General features: G+C 70.6%; 10 protein-coding genes. 6 read left to right on the top strand and 4 right to left on the bottom strand.

All coding sequences use genetic code 11. The annotated features are described in order from the left end of the window. The first annotated feature begins 117 nt into the window (after positions 1-117). Positions 118-7197 carry a DEAD/DEAH box helicase gene (locus tag ABZ990_RS13235; RefSeq protein ID WP_361229915.1) on the top strand — a complete coding sequence of 2360 codons (7080 nt, stop codon included), beginning with the start codon at positions 118-120 and terminating at the stop codon, positions 7195-7197. Then, on the top strand, positions 7194-9599 hold the full coding sequence (locus ABZ990_RS13230) for a UvrD-helicase domain-containing protein (RefSeq protein WP_361229913.1): 2406 nt from the start codon (positions 7194-7196) through the stop codon (positions 9597-9599). Before ABZ990_RS13235 ends, ABZ990_RS13230 begins: the two co-directional genes overlap by 4 nt. Before the next feature lie 49 nt (positions 9600-9648). On the opposite strand, the gene ABZ990_RS13225 is transcribed toward ABZ990_RS13230, so the two are convergent. Further along, the gene (locus ABZ990_RS13225) at positions 9649-11295 is read right to left on the bottom strand and encodes a DUF6880 family protein (RefSeq protein ID WP_361229911.1); all 1647 of its coding nucleotides are present in this window, start codon (positions 11293-11295) and stop codon (positions 9649-9651) included. Positions 11296-11378: 83 nt separating this feature from the next. Further along, positions 11379-11993 (bottom strand): hypothetical protein, encoded by a 615-nt coding sequence (locus tag ABZ990_RS13220; RefSeq protein WP_361229908.1) that lies wholly within the window; start codon positions 11991-11993, stop codon positions 11379-11381. Between the two features lie 176 nt (positions 11994-12169). Here ABZ990_RS13220 and ABZ990_RS13215 point away from each other — a divergent pair, with 176 nt between their 5' ends. Then, positions 12170-13180 carry a DUF5954 family protein gene (locus ABZ990_RS13215; protein WP_361229905.1) on the top strand — a complete coding sequence of 337 codons (1011 nt, stop codon included), beginning with the start codon at positions 12170-12172 and terminating at the stop codon, positions 13178-13180. A 109-nt stretch (positions 13181-13289) separates the two neighbouring features. On the opposite strand, the gene ABZ990_RS13210 is transcribed toward ABZ990_RS13215, so the two are convergent. After that, entirely contained in the window at positions 13290-13934 is a 645-nt protein-coding gene (locus ABZ990_RS13210; RefSeq protein WP_361229902.1) for an ATP-binding protein, read from the bottom strand. Positions 13935-14123: 189 nt separating this feature from the next. On the opposite strand from ABZ990_RS13210, the gene ABZ990_RS13205 reads away from it, so the two are divergent. The 3 genes from ABZ990_RS13205 (at position 14124) to ABZ990_RS13195 (ending at position 15501) form a co-directional block, all read left to right on the top strand. Next, the gene (locus ABZ990_RS13205) at positions 14124-14996 is read left to right on the top strand and encodes a helix-turn-helix transcriptional regulator (RefSeq protein WP_361229899.1); all 873 of its coding nucleotides are present in this window, start codon (positions 14124-14126) and stop codon (positions 14994-14996) included. Next, positions 14993-15196, top strand: a complete 204-nt coding sequence (locus ABZ990_RS13200) for a DUF397 domain-containing protein (RefSeq protein ID WP_361229896.1) — start codon at positions 14993-14995, stop codon at positions 15194-15196. The genes ABZ990_RS13205 and ABZ990_RS13200 overlap by 4 nt, the downstream gene beginning before the upstream one ends. A 101-nt stretch (positions 15197-15297) precedes the next feature. Beyond that, positions 15298-15501, top strand: coding sequence for a DUF397 domain-containing protein (locus tag ABZ990_RS13195; RefSeq protein WP_361229893.1), 204 nt, complete (start codon positions 15298-15300; stop codon positions 15499-15501). A 110-nt stretch (positions 15502-15611) separates the two neighbouring features. On the opposite strand, the gene ABZ990_RS13190 is transcribed toward ABZ990_RS13195, so the two are convergent. Continuing rightward, on the bottom strand, positions 15612-16865 hold a 1254-nt coding region (locus ABZ990_RS13190), incomplete at its 5' end, for a M4 family metallopeptidase (protein ID WP_361229890.1).

The following is a 16865-nucleotide window of genomic DNA, read 5'->3' as shown; positions in this document are numbered from 1 at the left end:
CCACGTAAGGTGGTCGAGACCGAGGGTGAAGCTCTCACCCCTGGTCGGTGACACGAGTAGGGCAGGGCCTCCGGGGCAACACCGGAGCAGGACGTACGGGGAGGGCCGGCGGGCGCCATGAGACCCACACTCGCCGCGCAGGCATTGCGCGACACGACAGTCGAGTATCTGACCACTACGTTCGCGCTGGCGGAGCCCGACACCCAGGAAGCGCTGACCGACTTCCTCACCGACCCGGCCGACGGGCTCTTCCGCGGGCCGTACCACCGGATCCGGCGGCCCTTCCGGGCCGCCGAGGACGGCTGGCAGCGGCACCTCGACTGGCACAAGGGCGATTTCTGGCCATACGCGCATCAGGCCGACGCCTTCGCGCGCCTGACCACCAAGGACGGACACGTCCCGCAGCCCACGCTCGTCACCACCGGTACGGGCTCCGGAAAGACCGAGTCGTTCCTCGTCCCGATCATCGACCACTGCCGGCGCGCCAAGGCAGCCGGCAAGCACGGGATCAAGGCCGTGCTGCTCTACCCGATGAACGCCCTCGCCGGTGACCAGGCCGACCGGATCGGCAAGCTGTTGACCGATGAGCGCCTGGCGGACGTGACGGCCGGGCTGTACATCGGTGAGGCGAGCTCCGCCAAGAACGGCTCGCCGTACGGGCGGGTCGCGGTGGACCGGGCCGAGATCCGGCGGAATCCGCCGGACATCCTGATCACGAACTACAAAATGCTGGACCTCCTGCTCCAGCGGCAGCAGGACGCCCCGCTGTGGGCCGACACCGACCTCGCGTACATCGTGATCGACGAGTTCCACACGTACGACGGCGCGCAGGGCACCGATGTCGCCATGCTGCTGCGGCGGCTCGGCACAGCCGTCGGGGCTGCCGAGGAGGGGCGTCCGCTGGGCTCGATCTGCCCGGTGGCGACCTCGGCGACGCTCGGCGAGTCGCCCGTGCCCGACCGGCAGGACCAGGGCGGCGCGAGCGGCCCCCGGGCCATGCTCGACGTGGCCTCACAGGTGTTCGGCATGCGCTTCCCCGATGACGCGGTGGTCGGGGAAGACCGGCGCGACCTGAACTCCTTCCTCTCCCCCGTCGACCTGTCCCTGCCGCTGCCCTCCCCCACTGATCTCGTGGCCCTGCCCGATCCGGCCGCCAGTGATGACGGGCTCGACGCCGTCTGCCGCATGGTGCTCGGCTGCGACACGTCCGACGCCCGCGAGATGGGACGCCGTCTCCTCGCGCACCCGCTCACCCACGATCTGCTGACAGCCGATGTGGACCAGCCACTCACGGCCGAGGAGATCCTGGCCTCCTTCCCCACCAGTTCCGCGTGGCGGGTGACGGCGGCCCAGGATCCGAAGGGGGCGGCCACCGCGCTGGACCGGTTCATCGCGCTGATCTCGGTGGCCCGCGATCCGAAGGCGCCCGCCGATCAGAAACGGCCCCTGCTGCTCGTCGAGACGCACCTGTGGGTGCGCTCGCTCTCCCGCGTGCTGCGGTTCGTGTCGCCGAAGCCCGTCTTCTCCTGGACGGACGCCGATCAGGCCGCCACCGCGGCAGTCGTCTCCGCCGCGCAGGCGGACCGGCGCCAGGCCGTGGCGCGGGCCGGGCGGCTGCCGTCGGCGTACTGCCGGCACTGCGGGCGGTCCGGCTGGAGCGCCATCGTCCCCGAGCGGAACCCGACCTCCCTGGTCACCGCGCCTGATGACGTCTACCGGCTCAGCGCGGGCGGCGGCAACGGCAAGGCGCGGGTGCGGGCGCTCATCGCGGCGACTCCCGCCGAGGCGGCGAGGCAGGCCCGGCAGACACTCGGCCGGAACATACGGCGCGGAAAGCGGGCGGCAGAGCGTGAGGCGACCGTGCTCGTCCTGGAGGACAGCGGGGAGGCACTGCGCCGGATCGATCCCGACGAGGTGTTCCGAGCCGACGGCTCGATCGCGGAGACTCCGGAGAACGGGGTGTTCGTCAAGGCGTGGTTCGACAACGCCGATCAGGACGAGTACACGAAGCAGGACCGCTGCCCGGCGTGCGGACAGGCGCAGGGCATCCGCTTCCTCGGTGCCGGTGTCGCCCCGCTCGCCTCCGTGGCCGTCACGCAGCTGTTCACCGGTGGGGAGCTGCCGAAGGAGGACGCCGAGGGCAGCGACCGGCGCAAGACCCTGATCTTCAACGACTCCGTGCAGGACGCGGCGCATCGGGCCGGGTTCGTGGCATCGCGGGCCTGGAAGTTCTCCCTGCGGTCGCTTATCCAGGAACAGCTGACGGAGCGCACGGCGGAGGAATCGGGCCTCGCTGCCGACGGCGTACCGCTCAACGAGCTGATCGCCGCGCTGGTGAGGCGAGCTTCCGTGGACAAGGAGAAGCTGCTCGCCTCGGTCGTGCCGCCCGACCTGCACGACGTGGACCGGGTGAAGCGGCTCCTCGCCGGCAAGAAGCGGCTGCCGAAGGGCACGTGGGATCTGGTCGGTGAGCGGCTGGCGTTCAACACCCTGCTGGAGTTCGGGCTTAACTCCCGGATGGGCCGGACACTGGAGCTGACCCGCACGGCGGCGGCCGAGGTGTACCTGCCGGATCCGGGAAGTGCCGCCAAGCTCGCCGAGGGACTGTACGAGGAGCATCTGCGGCGGCAGCTGCCCGTGGACCCCGAAGAGGCGGAGGACGGCAACGAGCCGGCCGGAAAGAGCGCACGGCCGACCCTGCCCGCTTCCGGACCGGAACGACTGCGCCGCTTCGAGGGATTCGTCCGCGGACTCCTGGAGCACGTGCGGATCAGCGGCGGCATCCGTCACACGTGGCTGGACGATTTCATAGACGCCGAGGGACGCAGCCGCTACACGGTCTGGGGCGGACGTCCCGAAGGCATGCAGGCCTTCGGGCGGAACTCGGACGCACCGGCCTTCATCCTGGTGGGAGCGCGCTCGGGCCGGACGGACTTCGAACGGGTCGACACCAAGGAGAGCTGGTACGCCGACTTCGCGGAGCGCTGCCTGGGTATGGACCGCGCCCTCGCCACAAGCTATCTGGCCGAGCTGATGCCGCAGTTGGCCCACGCTGACATCGGCGCCTTGGCCCACCGGCGCACCGGGGAGAACAAGGCGGGCGGCAGCAACCGGGAGCACGGGGTCTACGGGCTCACTCCCGGGCATATCCGGGTGCGGCCGCTGACCGACGAGCAGACGGCGCACGCGGCCCTGGTCTGCCCGGAGTGCGGCTGGACGCAGACCGTGCCACCGGAGCGGGTCGGGGTGTGGCAGGGCCTGCCCTGTCTGCTCAAGGGCTGCGCGGGACAGCTGGCGGTTCCCTCCAAGAACGCTCCCGGCCGGGCCGGACGGGATTACCGGCTGGATTATTACCGGCGGCTGTACCGGGAGGCAGGGCCGTACAGCGTGGTCGCCGCCGAGCACACCGGTGTGCTCGGCCGCAAGGAGCGCGAGGAGGTCGAGAAGGGCTTCCGGCAGGGTGTCCGACACACCGATCCGAACGTGCTCTCCTGCACGCCCACACTGGAACTCGGCATCGACATCGGCCAGTTGGAAGCCGTCGTGCTGGCGTCGCTGCCGCCGAGCACCGCCGGATACGTCCAGCGGGTCGGCCGGGCGGGCCGCTCCACGGGCAACGCGCTCATGGTGTCGCTCGCCGACACCAGCCCCCGCGCCCTCTACCACCTGTCCGAGCCTCGCCAGTTGATCGCGGGGCGGATCCTGCCGCCCGGATGTTTCCTGTCGGCGGGCGAGCTGCTACGGCGTCAGTACGTCGCCCACCTCGTCGACCTGGCCGCGCGCGGCCGGCTGGAGGGCGTCACCCCGCTGCCCGACCGGGTGACGGCCCTGTTCGGGCGGGTCGGCTGGCTGCGGCGGTTCTCTCAGGCCGTGACCGGACGGCGTGACCTGGTCGACGACTTCCTGAAGCTGTTCCCCGAGATCGACGGAGTGCCGGACTCCGGAGTCTCCAAGGACGCCCGTTCCACCCTGCACCGCTATGCCGCAGGGAAGCTGGCCGAGGAGTTGCGGGACGCCGAGGAGGCATGGGAAGCCGAGAGGGCCGAGCTCGTGGACCGGCGCGCCCTGATCAACGAAGCGGCGGAGGCGCTCCACGAGAACGTGGAGGACGAGGCCCGGGAGAAGCGGAACCTCGTCCGGGAGGCGATGGCCGTCGCCAAGCAGATCCAGGATTTCGCGCAGGCAGGGGCCCAGGCGTTCCTGGTCGAATGGGGACTGCTGCCGAACTACAGCCTCGTGGAGGACGGCGTACGGCTTGAGGCCGCGCTGACCCGCAAGGAGCCTGCCCGACGTGCTCGGAGTGCCGCCGGTGCCGACGCGGACAAGGCGCCGGCGTCACAGTGGCGCACCGAGACCCGGACGTACACACGGCCCTCCGAGTCGGCGCTCACCGAGCTGGCCCCCGGGAACTCGTACTACGTCCTCGGCTATCACCACACGATCGACGGCTTCGATCTCGGCCCGCGCCCCAAGGATGACGAGGAGGACCCGCGTTCCGCCGTGGTCACCTGGCGGGTGTGCCGTGACTGCGGACACGTGCGTACGGAGAACGCCGAGGCCGACAAGTCGGCCTGCCCTCGCTGTGCCGGACCCGGCATCGGCGGCAGGGCCGCGCTGCATCATGTGATCGTCCCGCACAAGGTGACTTCACGGGACAAGCGGGACGACGCCCGGATCATCGACGACCGCGACTCGCGCAACCAGCGCTACTACTCGACCGCCACCGCTGTGGACATCGACCCGGCCGCGATCAAGGAGAGCTGGCGACACTTGGGCGCCACTTTCGGCGTCGACCACGTACGCGAGGCAGTCATCCGGAGGTTCAACCTCGGGCCCGCCAAACTGAGCCGGCGCCCGGACACGTTCTTCGCCGGCACCGAGGTCACCCTCACGCCCTTCGTGCTCTGCCCGCTGTGCGGCGGCGCCACCGACCGCGATCCCGGTCACGCCCCCGTACAGGAGGAGCTGTCCGAATCGCTGACCGGGCGCCCGGAGTTGGCGCATCACCGTCCCTGGTGTCCCACACGGCGCCGCGGCCGGGCCGTCCAGGCCCAGGACCGCCGGGTGATCACCGCGACCGAGCACCGTACCGAGGCGCTGCGCATCCTGCTGCCCGCCGCGACGCTGCATGTGCCGGAGCGGCTGGCGTCGTTCTCCGCGGCTCTGCACCTGGGGCTCGCACTGCGTTACGGCGGGGATCCGGCGCACATCCGGTCGACGCCGAGCACGGAGCCGGACCGCGAGACCGGGCTCACCCGCAACTACCTGGTGCTCTACGACTCGCTGCCCGGCGGCACCGGATACCTCCAGCGGCTCGTCGAGGGCGTGGGCGAGGAGTTCCGGGCGGTCCTGGCAGCTGCCCAGGCGTATCTGCGCGACTGCCCGTGCCGAGACGGGTCCCGGCGCGCGTGCCACCTGTGTCTGCTGGGGTATGCGCCGGAGCGCGAGTACGCGTTCCTGGACCGCCGCGAGGCCCTGTGGATGCTCGACGACGTGCTCGGCGAGGACGGCCGCAGCCGGTGGGACGTCAAGCCCGTCCGCAAGGACCGGGCGGGCCGCGAGGAAGACGAGGAGGAGCACCGGAGGCGCTTCGCCCAGCAGGCGCAGAGCGACCTGGAGCGGCGCTTCATCGACTGCCTCGACCGCTGGCTCGCCGAACCCGCCAACCAGGCGGACGTGGAACACGAGGAGACCCCGACCGGCCGGCAGGGCAAGCAGTTCACCCTGCGTCGGCGGGACGGCTCGCCGATCCGCTGGGAGTCGGTGGCCCAGAAGCCGCTGCACGCGCAGGGGACGGTGCCGGACCTGCTGCTGCGTCCCGTCGCGGGTGAGACCACCTCGGACGGCGCGCCGCCCCTGCCCGTGGCCGTCTACCTGGACGGCTACCGGTGGCACGCGTCCGCGGCGACGAACCGGATCGCGGGGGACGCCGCCAAGCGGGCCCGACTGCGTGCCGACGGCATACTGGTCTGGCAGATCACCTGGGACGACGTCATGGCCTGGGAGAAGGAGCTGCGGGGCCGGGCAGGGCGGAGTGCGGCGGCGGAAGGGGACGAGGCCGCGCAAGCGCTCACCCCCGCTCTGGCCGGGCCGTCGGCGCGGGCCGCGTGGCCGCCGTACGACGTCGAGGGCAAAGCCTCGCCGGGGGGCCGGGCACGGGCCAGTTGGGAGAAGCAGAAGCAGGATCCGAGCGAAATCGACCGGGTGTTCGCAGGGGCCATCCCCGCCCTGCTCGGCTTCCTGGCCGACCCTGATCTGCGGCGCTGGCACGCGATGGCCCGTCTTTGTGTCGGAGGGCTGCTCCCGTTGGCGAAGCGGGAGGAGGTCGTGGACGCCTCTCCCGAGGCCGCCGTGCCATGGATCGAAGCGACGTTGCGGGGCGCCGAACGTCCGCCGGTCAGCGGTCATGGCCTGAAGCTCTTCCCCGTTCGTGACGGCTCCGGCCTGCCACTGGTGTTGATCGGCGACGCCCGGGTGAAACCGCAGGGGCTGAGTGCGCTGGCTGTTCTCGACGACCGCGCGGAGGCGGTGGCCGGTGACAGCGATACCCATCGACGGCGTTGGAAGGCGTGGCTGAGCTGGGGGAACGTACTCCAGTTCCTGGATCCGACCGGGACCGGCCGAGCCGACGGGCTGCAACTCGCCCGCAGCGAGCTGGACTCGTTCGACGCGGGGCTGCTCGCGGCCACGGCCGTACGGGCGGACGGACTGCTCACGGCCCTGCGGGACGCGCTCCCGGGGACAGGGCTCGTCGTGCCGGAGCACGAGGACCAGAACGCGAGTCCGGGGACGGCCGGCGAAGCGGCCGTGCGTCCCGTACCCGCCGCCGTCGGGACGCCCGCGACTCCCACCGCGCTGGAACGCGCCGCCTGGGAGCTCGTCTTGCGCGAGCTGTCGTATGTGGGCGACCCGGCGATCGAGGCCCTCGCCAAGACGCTCTCGGACCGCGGGGACGTGCGGGCCGCCGAGGCCGGCTGGGATGCCGCCGGTATCTCCCGGCCGCTCGAACTGGCCTGGCCGGACCGCAGGATCGCGGTGGTCCTGGAAGAGGACGCGGCCGACGACGCCTACATGGCGGAGTGCGCCGCGGCGGGGTGGCGGGTCCGGGCGCCTGGCGGATGGGACGAGAAGGAGCTCGCAGCCCTGCTCGACGACGGGCGGCAGGGCGCGTCCGGAGAGGGAGGGGACCGGCAATGAGCCATGGGGTCAGGACACAGGTCGCGGTCACGCCGCAGGCCAACGAGGACATCCGGCGCCTCGACGCGGCGACGAAGAACTCGGTGGGCGACTTCGTCCGCCGACTGCGGGCCGACCGGTCCAACCGGGCCCTGCGGCTGACCTTGCTTCGTGAGGCGGGCGGAAACGGGCGTCTGTTCGTCGCGGCGCTCGACAGCAGCCGTATGGGGCTGCTGCTCGAAACCGAGGAGAACCGCTTCAGTCTGCTGGCCGTCCGGATCGGGCCGTCGGCCCGGGAAGAGCTCGCCCGGCTGACCGTGGAGATCAACGCGGTCTCCGGTGGTGTCGAGCTCGTCGACCAGAGCGAGGTCAGCGCCAATGTGGTGGCGATGCCCGTACGCCCCGAGCCCGGTTCACAACCGGGCACCACACCAAGGCAGCCCTCCGTCACTGACGCATCCGCTGTCCCTTCCGGCATCGAGGCCGTCGCTTCCGAGACCGCGCCGGCCGCCGCCGCCCTTCCGGTCCCTCTCTTCGCCCCGTACGAGGACGAGGAACTGGTCGGCCTGGGGGTCACCGCCTCTCTCCTGCCCACCCTGCGGAGGATCACCGACGGCCGTCAGCTGAGTGCCGTCCTCAGCCACAACCTTCCCGGTCTCACCCGGGAAGTACTGCTCGCGCTGCATGACGGCATGGAGCCGCTCGAAGTCCGCAGGTTCATCACCGACCAATGGCGGGCGGACGAAGAGGTCGACCCGTGGGACTGGGCCCGGGCGGCACGACGCCCCGTATCCCAGGTCAGTACCGAGGACGCGGCTGTACTGGACGCGCTCGGGGACGGCTTCGACGCCTGGCGGCTCTTTCTCCACCCCGAACAGCACAGGCTCGCCACCGCATCGTTCAAGGGATCGGCAAAGGTCACCGGGGGACCGGGCACCGGCAAGACGGTCGTGGCCCTCCATCGGGTCCGGCACCTCGCCGCCCAGCTGCCACCGGGGCAGACCAGACCCGTCCTGCTGACCACGTACAACACCAACCTCGCAGCCGATCTGAAGGAGCGCCTGCAGCGACTCGGCGGTGACGCTCTCGTAGGCCGGGTCGACGTCAAGTCCGTGGACCAGCTGGCCAGGGAAGTGGTCGAGCAGCATCCGAGCTCCGTGCTCGGCATGCCCATGGGCGACGAGGAGGCCATGGCTCTCTGGCACCGGGTGTGCGCCGAGGCGGGGGTCTTCGATTTCGACGCCGACTTCCTCGACTCAGAGTTCAAGCACGTCATCCTCGCCCAGGGCTGTGGTACCGAACGCCTGTACCTCCGGGCCGAACGGCGGGGCCGGGGTGTGCTGCAACGAGCCGGCCGGAAGCAAGTATGGGAGCTGGTGGCGAAGTACCGGGCGCTCCTGGACGGTCCACCCAAGCGCAGCACGTACGCGCTGATCGCCGACGAGGCCGCGCGGATCGAGGAACACCGCATGGCCAAGGCCGCAGAACAGGCGCGTTACAAGGAAGAGCAGGGCGGCCTGGACCTCATCCACCGCGAAGCCGGCAGCGGCATGTGGCTCAAGCCTCGATACCACCACATCGTGGTGGACGAGGCTCAGGACCTGTCGGCCTCGCACTGGCGGATGCTACGAGCGATGGTGGCGCCTGGGCCGAACGACATCTTCCTGGTCGGGGACGCCCACCAGCGTATCTATTCGCACCAGGTCGTCCTGGGCAGGCTCGGCATCAGCACTCCCGGCCGGGCCTCCCGGCGGCTGACATTGAACTACCGCACGACGCGCGAGATCCTCGGCAGTGCTCACGGTCTCGTGCACGGCGAGAGCTTCGACGATCTCGACGACGGTGCGGACACTCTGGACGGGTACCGCTCCATCCTCACGGGACTGGCCCCCCAGTACTGGCGTGCTCCCGACTGGGAGACCGAGATGAGGGCCATCGCCACGCTGCTCAAGGAGCGACACGAGCACTACGGCACTCCGTACGCGGCCATGGCCGTCAGCGTTCCGGACAAGGCCGCAGTCACCCAGCTCGCCTACACACTGGCGTGCAAGCCTTTCCTGATTCCCGCAAGCGAGATCGGCAGGGAGGGCCCCCGCGACACCGACACCGTGCGCATCGGCACCATGCACCGTTTCAAGGGGCTCGAATTCCAGCGGGTGTTTCTTGCCGGCGTCAGCGAAGGTTTGATCCCCCATCAGCGCATCGAGGCCTTCCGGCTGAGCAATCCCGACCGATGCCGCCAAGAGGAACAACGAGCCCGTTCCCTGCTCTTCGTGGCGGCCACCCGGGCACGAGACGAGCTGGTCGTCTCCTGGCACGGGCGGGCGAGTCGTTACCTGCCCCGGGATGCCGATCGACGTGCCGGCCGCGCGACATCCCTGCTGACGGGCGATGGTCCTCCGTCGGGTTCGAACGCAGCCTGATCTGTGGGGCGCACCCCGGGCACCCGGGCGGCCGGCCCGTCATCTTGGCTCACAGGCCGTGTTCGTACATCAGCCGCATCAGGTTCCGCTTGCGGCGATGGGCCGCGCGCAGGGCGGTGACGTACGTGGTGAAGTCGTCCGGTGTGCCGAGGTGGCGGTGGCAGTCGCGGATGCTCAGGAGCAGGCTGACCAGCTGTTCGTAGGCGTGGTTGCCGGTCTGGTGGGTGAGGCGGGTGGCCAGGCGGAGGTAGACGGTGAGGGCGTCGGCGGGGCGGGTGGGGCGGGAGTGGTCGGCGAGGGTGAGCCACTGGCCGTCGTGGGCGCCGGTCGTCGTGGCCGCCTGCCATGCCGCTTCCGTGTCCTTGTCGTCGAGCAGGATGTCGACGAGGGTCGGGTCGGCGGCGGCGCGCAGGAGGTCCAGGGCCGCTGCCCGCTCGGCCGGCCAGCGGTTCGCGGCCTGGGCGGCGGCGCGGAGACGCTGGTACGTGGGCAGGGTGCGGCAGGCGGTGAAGTGGTCGCGGCGCAGGGTGGCGGCATCCGCAAGCCGGTCGGCGCGGGCGTACCGACCGGCGAGGTCGTCCACGAGGGCGGTGTCGATCGTGGCGAGGTCGTCGGTGTCGCGGATGCCGCGCTCGGCCCAGTCGAGGGCTTCGGCGGACCGGCCCGCCGTGTCCAGTTCGCGGGCGATGAGCAGGTGGGTGTGGCCGTTCGGCGCGAGGTCCGCCGCGTGGACGGCGATCACCGTGTCGATGTCCCGCCCGGATTTCGCGAGGCGCCGCATCAGATCCTTCTCGGCCCAGCCCGTCCGGTTGGCCTGCCACGCCTCGACCGCGTACCGGCGCAGGGCGGCCATGCCCCGGTCGCCGAGGAGGTCCGTGTAGTCGAGCGGGTCGAGGTCGGTCAGGTCGGAGGCGTCGGCGACGGCGTGCGCGGCCAGCCAGTGGGCCAGTTCCTCCGGGTCGGGACGGGCGGCGCGGCAGGCCTCGTGGTGGGTTTCGGCGAGGTCGGTGCCGATCTGTTCGAGCGATCCGTCGGAGTCGTCGACGCGTTCGATCACCCCGGCCAGCAGGTCGATCGCCTCCCGCGCCAGGGTCATCGCCTCGGCGGCCCGGTGCGAGGCGGTCAGCGACCGGATCGCGGCCACCGCCTGCCTCGCCTGACCGGTGTAGGCGCGGGCGTCGGAGTACTCGACATAGTCGTACTGGGCGAACGGGGTGATGTCGAACAGTTCGCGGACCCGGGACCTCACCACCGCCAGGTCCCCACGCGCGGCGGCCGCCCGCGCCTCCAGACGGCGGCGCAGCTGCCGGTCCCCGGCCATCTCTTCCCGTAGAAGTGCGAGCAATTCGTCTCGGTTCAGACCGGACAGCCAGGTCTCGAAGCCCCGCGCCCGGTCCCGGGCCGACGCGCGCCGGGCGGGGAGGTCGGCCCCCTGGGCGATCGCGGTCAGGCCGAGGGCGACCAAGTGCTTGCAGAAGTTGCCCTCTTGGCCGTACGGGCAATCGCAGGTGCCCGTCGGCCCTTTGCGCCCGCCCAGCAGGAGCTCCGCCTCGTACCGCTCCGTGCCGCGCACGTACGCTCTGATCCAGCCGTCGCCGATCTCCAGGCCGGATACGTCGTCGACGTAGTCGAGTCCACGCTCGAATGAACGTTTCCCGGCCAGCGACTTCAGCTTCGCCTCGGTAAGACCGCTCACCGCTCCCCCACCCTCCGGTCTACTCCGGTTCGACGGCCCGTCATGCTAGCCGTCGTTGACCGCCCCTACGGCGGGATCGGCGGTCAGGCGGGGTCGCCGGCCGGGGTGGCCTCGGCGTGCAGGGCTTCCAGCGTGCGGCGCTCGATGAGGCCGGCCATCGCCCAGGAGGCCGCCGAGTCCAGGCGCTTGTGGGTGGCGGTGGGACGCGCCTGGATGGTGGCGGTCGTCGTGTCCGGGCCGGGGGTGATGCGGATCTCGACGACGACCTTGGTGTCCGAGGGGCCGCTCAGGGTCAGGTCCAGGGTGCCGTGGCCGAAGGTGGTGACCTCGTCGAGCGGCACGGCGGGGTCGTTCTCGATCGCGTACCGCACACTGTCGGTCAACTGGAACGCGGTCCTCTTCGCGATGCCCGGCACCCGCACCTCGCGAACGCTCGGCAGGGCGACGGCCTCGGGGCCGAGCGCGAGGCCGTACCGGCGGGCCGTGCGTATCGCGCCCACGGCGGCGGCCATGGACAGGATGGCCAGGAAGGCGAACGCGCTGCCCGCACCCGCGCCGAGGACCTCGGGGACGGCCTCGCTCACCACCACGTCCCCGCCCGCGATCAGGAGCGCCGCCAGGCAGGCCGCGAACAGCGCGCCGGTCGTCAGCGCGGGGAAGAGCAGGCGGCGTACGACCGCGAACCAGTAGCCGAGCATCGAATCGTTCCTCTCACCAAGGGAGCCGAACCCTACGGTGACCTGCGCTCACACCCCGCACCCACCCCTCGTTACCGGGGCCCTCGTGGCAAGCCCGGTGTCGCAACATCGCTCGTCCGCCGGACAGTTCGGCCGTTTCGGCACGGCGGGCGGCCCCGAAGGATCACAATGCGCGCATGATTGATGACTGGAAGTCGCGGATCGAGAAGGCGCAGCAGAACCTCATCCAGGAGGAGGACCCCGTGGCCTGGGTCAGCGAGCGGGACGCCATGGAGCGGTTCCTGCGCTACCCGTCGCTGTCGGTGCGCGGGGCGCTGTTCGGGGTCGCCGTGCACCGGGACGGGGCCTGGCGGCTGGTGTCGCCGCTGCGGGACGCGACGCCGCAGGGGTCGCGGGACAGCCTCCACTCGATGCTGTGGTTCCGGGCCAAGGACGACACCGATGTCCCCGCCGAGCGCCGGGAGTTGCTCGACGCCGTCGCCGTCCTGGAGAAGGAGCCGATCGACGAGGTCGAGGTGCTGGGCGAACGGTTCCGGGTGGTGCGGGGCGACGAGCTGGCGCGGTCCGGGCAGGAGGGTCTCGAACCGCCCCGGCCGACCGACGTCGAACCGCTCCTGTGCTCCTGGGAATTGAGCCGCAAGCGCTCGCCCTCCCCCGACCTCGACTTCGTCCTCGATCCGGCCCGGGAGAACCGGCCGATGGCGGAGGCGCTGCGGCTCTGGCTGCGGGAGTTCACCTACGACGGGGAGCGCTACCCGGATGACGTCAGCGCCGACTCCGAGCAGGCGGTACGGACCCACCCGGAGGTCGTGCTGATGCCGACCACCTTCGGGGTGGTCGAGAAGCGGGGCGCCGCCTGGGAGCCGCAGGGGTCCCTGATGACGACCCCACACGACGCGCGCGCGTTCCTGTACGGCGCGCTGAACGAACTCTGGCCGATGATCTACGAGTTCGACGACAAGAAGCGCAAGCGGTACGCACGGGCGGCGGAGGAGTTCCGCACCCTCGGCCGCTCCAACGAACTCACCTTCGACGGGCGACTGTTCCACATCTGCCGGACCGAACGCATGGTCCGGGTCGGCCCGGACGGCCCCGAGAAGCCCCGGCCGTCGGACGTGGACGACACCGAGCCGATGAAGATGCACCCGACGATGGACGAGTTCGGCGTGATCCACTACGACGCGTGAGGTGTGGCGTGGTGTGACGCACGGAGAGGCGTGAGGCGCGGAGAGCGTGAGGCATGCGGGCCGGCCGCCCCGGGACGGGTCCGGCCCACGGCCGGCCCACCGGTCACCCCTAGGCCTCCTGCCCGGTATCGCCCCGGTCCTCGCTCCACCCCCGTACCACCAGGGCCGTCGCCGCGGGCACCCGCAGCGGCGGCCCCTCGTCCAGGCCGAGCACCACCGCAAGGCCCCCGGCCGCGTACCGATCGGTCCCCACGCTCCGCACGGTGCGCCACTGTTGCCCGACCCGCACGGACAGGCCCTTGGTGACGGTCACGGCGGCGGCCTCCCTCGTACGCGGCACGGGCACCAGCTCCGGGGCCTTGAGGTCCGCCCACATCGTCTTCCCGATGCCGCCCGGGCGCGGGCTGACGCCCCAGTTGTCGGTGAGCGCGTCCACGATCTGGAGCCCCCGCCCGTGGGTGTCCTCCGCCTCCGGCTTCTGGATCTCGGGCCGCCCATCCCCCGCGTCGCTCACCTCCAGCCGGAGCATGCCGCCCGTCGCCGAGTGGGCGATCCGCACCCCCACCTGCCGGTCACTGGGTACCGGTACGCGCAGGGCGTTCGTGACGAGTTCGGAGAGGACGAGTTCCGCGGCTTCGAGGAGTTCCCGACCCGCGCCCCAGTCACCCAGGACCGCGTGGAGGACCGCTCTCGCTCTGGAGGCGCTGCGACGGTGGCGGGAGAGGCGGAAGGTGATCTCGCTGATGACGGACACAGCAGCCCCCTAAGGGTCGATAGCTGTCGTTCAAGCCCACTGGGATCGGGCCTGATGCGTGGCCCGGCAGAACTTGAGAGTGCCGCTAGACGTCGCTCCACGCAACGTTGAATGGAGTGTTGGGCCCGACATTCACCCGTTCGGGAAAACTGCCGCTGCCAGGGTCTGAACTCTGATAGGCACGTGTCTATGCCGAACGTGAAGCCATCCACCGTGCTCGGTCGCCAACTCGGCGACGAACTCAAGCGATTCCGCGACGCAGCCGGTCTCACCACCGCAACTGCGGCAGAGGTCCTGGACTGCACCAAGGGCAAGATCAGCCGCATCGAGAACGGTCACGTTCCCGTGCGGACACCAGACCTGGTCGCGCTCATGCAGGCGTACGGCGTGGACGACCCGGCAGCGCGCGAACGGCTCACGGCACTGGCCCGACGCGCCAACCGACGCCGCCGCGAGGGCTGGTGGCATGACTACAGCTCCCTGCTCAGCGACTCGTACCGCGATCAGATCGAGATGGAAGCGATCTGCGACAGCATCCGGACCTACCAGGTGCAATTGGTTCCCGGCCTCTTGCAGACGGCAGAGTACGGGCGGGCCGTGACCGTCGCCTCACGCACCTGGCAGACGGCCGAGGAAATCGATCGCTTCGTCGACGTGCGCCTCGCTCGGCAGGAACGGCTCACCAGCGAGACGCCTATCGACTACTGGGCAGTTCTCTCGGAAAGCGCCCTCCGGCAGGAAGTCGGTGGGGCCACCGTCATGCGAGCACAGTTGGAGCACATGGCCTCCATGGCTGAGCGGTCCAACGTCACCGTGCAAGTGCTGCCGTTCTCGCGGGGTGCACATTCGGGTATGTTCGGGCCGTACCTGCTGCTGAGTTTTCCGCAGATGGCATCGCTCGACCTGGTGCTGACCGAGGCCCCGACCGGCAATATCTGGATAGAGGGAGAGCTCGAGGTCGCCCGCTACCGCGCACTGTTCGACGATGCGCGCATGGCAGCTCTGCCACCGACGGAATCGCTTGAGCTGATCCATCGCGTCGCCAAGGAGTACCGGGAATGAGCAACAACGTCCACCCGACACCGGATGCAGTCACCTCGATGTGGCGTACGAGCAGCTACAGCGGCGGGCAGGGGGACTGCGTCGAAGTCGCCCCCAACCTCCCCCACCTCGTCCCCGTCCGCGACAGCAAGCGCCCCGCCGGCCCGGCCCTCGCGTTCACCCCCGACGCCTGGCGGACCTTCCTCGGACACCTCGCCTGACACGACAAAAACGGGTCCCCGACCGCGTCGCCACATTTCGACAGCTCTTCGGCCACGTCATCGCTCGCGCTGATTCGTCGCATCGCCAAGGAGTACAGACCATGAACCAGGTCAACCTCGTTCTGCCCGACCTCACCGAAGCCGCCTGGCGCACCAGCAGCTACAGCGGCGCGCAGGGCGAGTGCGTCGAAGTCGCCCCCAACCTCCCCCACCTCGTCCCCGTCCGCGACAGCAAGCACCCCGCCGGCCCGGCCCTCACCTTCACCCCCGACGCCTGGCGAACCTTCCTCGGACGCCTCGCCTGACACACCAAAAGCCGTCCCCGACCGCATCGGCGGTCGGGGACGGCTCTTTGATGCCTGTCACCAGCGGCGCGGTCACCGGCGGCATGCCGCCGGTGACCGCACGGGCGGGCTTACTTGGTGACGTTGACGCCGTTCCAGGCGTTCGCGACCGCGGTGTACTCGGCGCTGCTCGCGCCGTAGAGGGAAGAGGCCGCGGAGAGGGTGGCCGCGCGGGCGCCCGAGTAGTTGGTGGTGGAGGTCATGTAGGTGGTCAGGGCCTTGTACCAGATCTTGTAGGCCTTGGTCCGGCCGATGCCGGTGACGGTGACGCCGTTCGCGGTGGGCGAGTTGTAGCTGACGCCGTTGATGGTCTTCGCGCCGCTGCCCTCGGACAGCAGGTAGAAGAAGTGGTTGGCCGGGCCCGACGAGTAGTGGACGTCGACGCTGCCGATGCCGGAGTACCACGCGTCCTTGGACGCGCCGTCCTTGGACGGCTTGTCCATGTAACGCAGCGGCGTGCCGTTGCCGTTGATGTCGATCTTCTCGCCGATGAGGTAGTCACCCTTGTCGGTGGCGTTGTTGGCGTAGAACTCGACCGAGGTGCCGAAGATGTCCGAGGTGGCCTCGTTGAGGCCGCCGGACTCACCGCTGTAGACCAGACCGGCCGTCGAGGCGGTCAGGCCGTGGGACATCTCGTGGCCGGCCACGTCGAGGGAGGTCAGCGGCTTGCTGTTGCCGGAGCCGTCGCCGTACGTCATGCAGAAGCAGGAGTCGTCCCAGAAGGCGTTCACGTACGCGTTGCCGTAGTGGACGCGGGAGTAGGCGGCGACGCCGTTGCCGCGGATGCCGTTGCGGCCCAGCTCGTTCTTGTAGAAGTCCCAGGTCATCGCGGCGCCGTAGTGGGCGTCGGCGGCGGCGGTCTCGCGGTTGGACGCGAGGCCGTTGCCGAAGGTGTTGGTGGTGTTGGTGAAGAGCGTGCCGGTGCCGGAGCTGCCGCCCTTGAGGTCGTACGTCTTGTGACCGCCGCGCGTGGCGTCGGTCAGGGTGTACGAGCCGGAGCCGGAGGTGCCGAGCGTGACCTGGCCGCTGTACATGGTGTTGCCGACGCCGGTCTCGATGGACTCGTAGGAGTAGAGCTCCTTGCCGCTGGTGGCGTCGGTGATGACGTGGCGGCGGCTCGGGGTGCCGTCGGCCTGCGTACCGGTGACCACGGTCTCCCAGGCGAGGACGGGCTTGCCGGTGGCGGCCCAGATCACCTTGCGGGCGTCGTCGGCCTTGGCCGAGCGGGCGTCGGAGGCGGCGACGGCGGACTTGCCGGCGGTCGCGGCGGCGACGGCCGGGGCGGTCGTGGGGACCGATATCCGGGCGCCGGTCGCCTTGGTGGT

It is taken from the genome of Streptomyces sp. NPDC046203, from assembly GCF_040646255.1.
Lineage (GTDB): Bacteria > Actinomycetota > Actinomycetes > Streptomycetales > Streptomycetaceae > Streptomyces.
This window is presented reverse-complemented; position numbering and strand designations above follow the sequence as displayed.

What these genes read in the sequence shown, in the direction of transcription:
- ABZ990_RS13205 (WP_361229899.1), top strand. Translation starts at nt 14,124, where the DNA reads ATGCCGAACGTGAAGCCATCCACCGTGCTCGGTCGCCAACTCGGCGAC.
- ABZ990_RS13230 (WP_361229913.1), top strand. Translation starts at nt 7,194, where the DNA reads ATGAGCCATGGGGTCAGGACACAGGTCGCGGTCACGCCGCAGGCCAAC.
- ABZ990_RS13200 (WP_361229896.1), top strand. Translation starts at nt 14,993, where the DNA reads ATGAGCAACAACGTCCACCCGACACCGGATGCAGTCACCTCGATGTGG.
- ABZ990_RS13235 (WP_361229915.1), top strand. Translation starts at nt 118, where the DNA reads ATGAGACCCACACTCGCCGCGCAGGCATTGCGCGACACGACAGTCGAG.
- ABZ990_RS13215 (WP_361229905.1), top strand. Translation starts at nt 12,170, where the DNA reads ATGATTGATGACTGGAAGTCGCGGATCGAGAAGGCGCAGCAGAACCTC.
- ABZ990_RS13220 (WP_361229908.1), bottom strand. Translation starts at nt 11,993, where the DNA reads ATGCTCGGCTACTGGTTCGCGGTCGTACGCCGCCTGCTCTTCCCCGCG.
- ABZ990_RS13195 (WP_361229893.1), top strand. Translation starts at nt 15,298, where the DNA reads ATGAACCAGGTCAACCTCGTTCTGCCCGACCTCACCGAAGCCGCCTGG.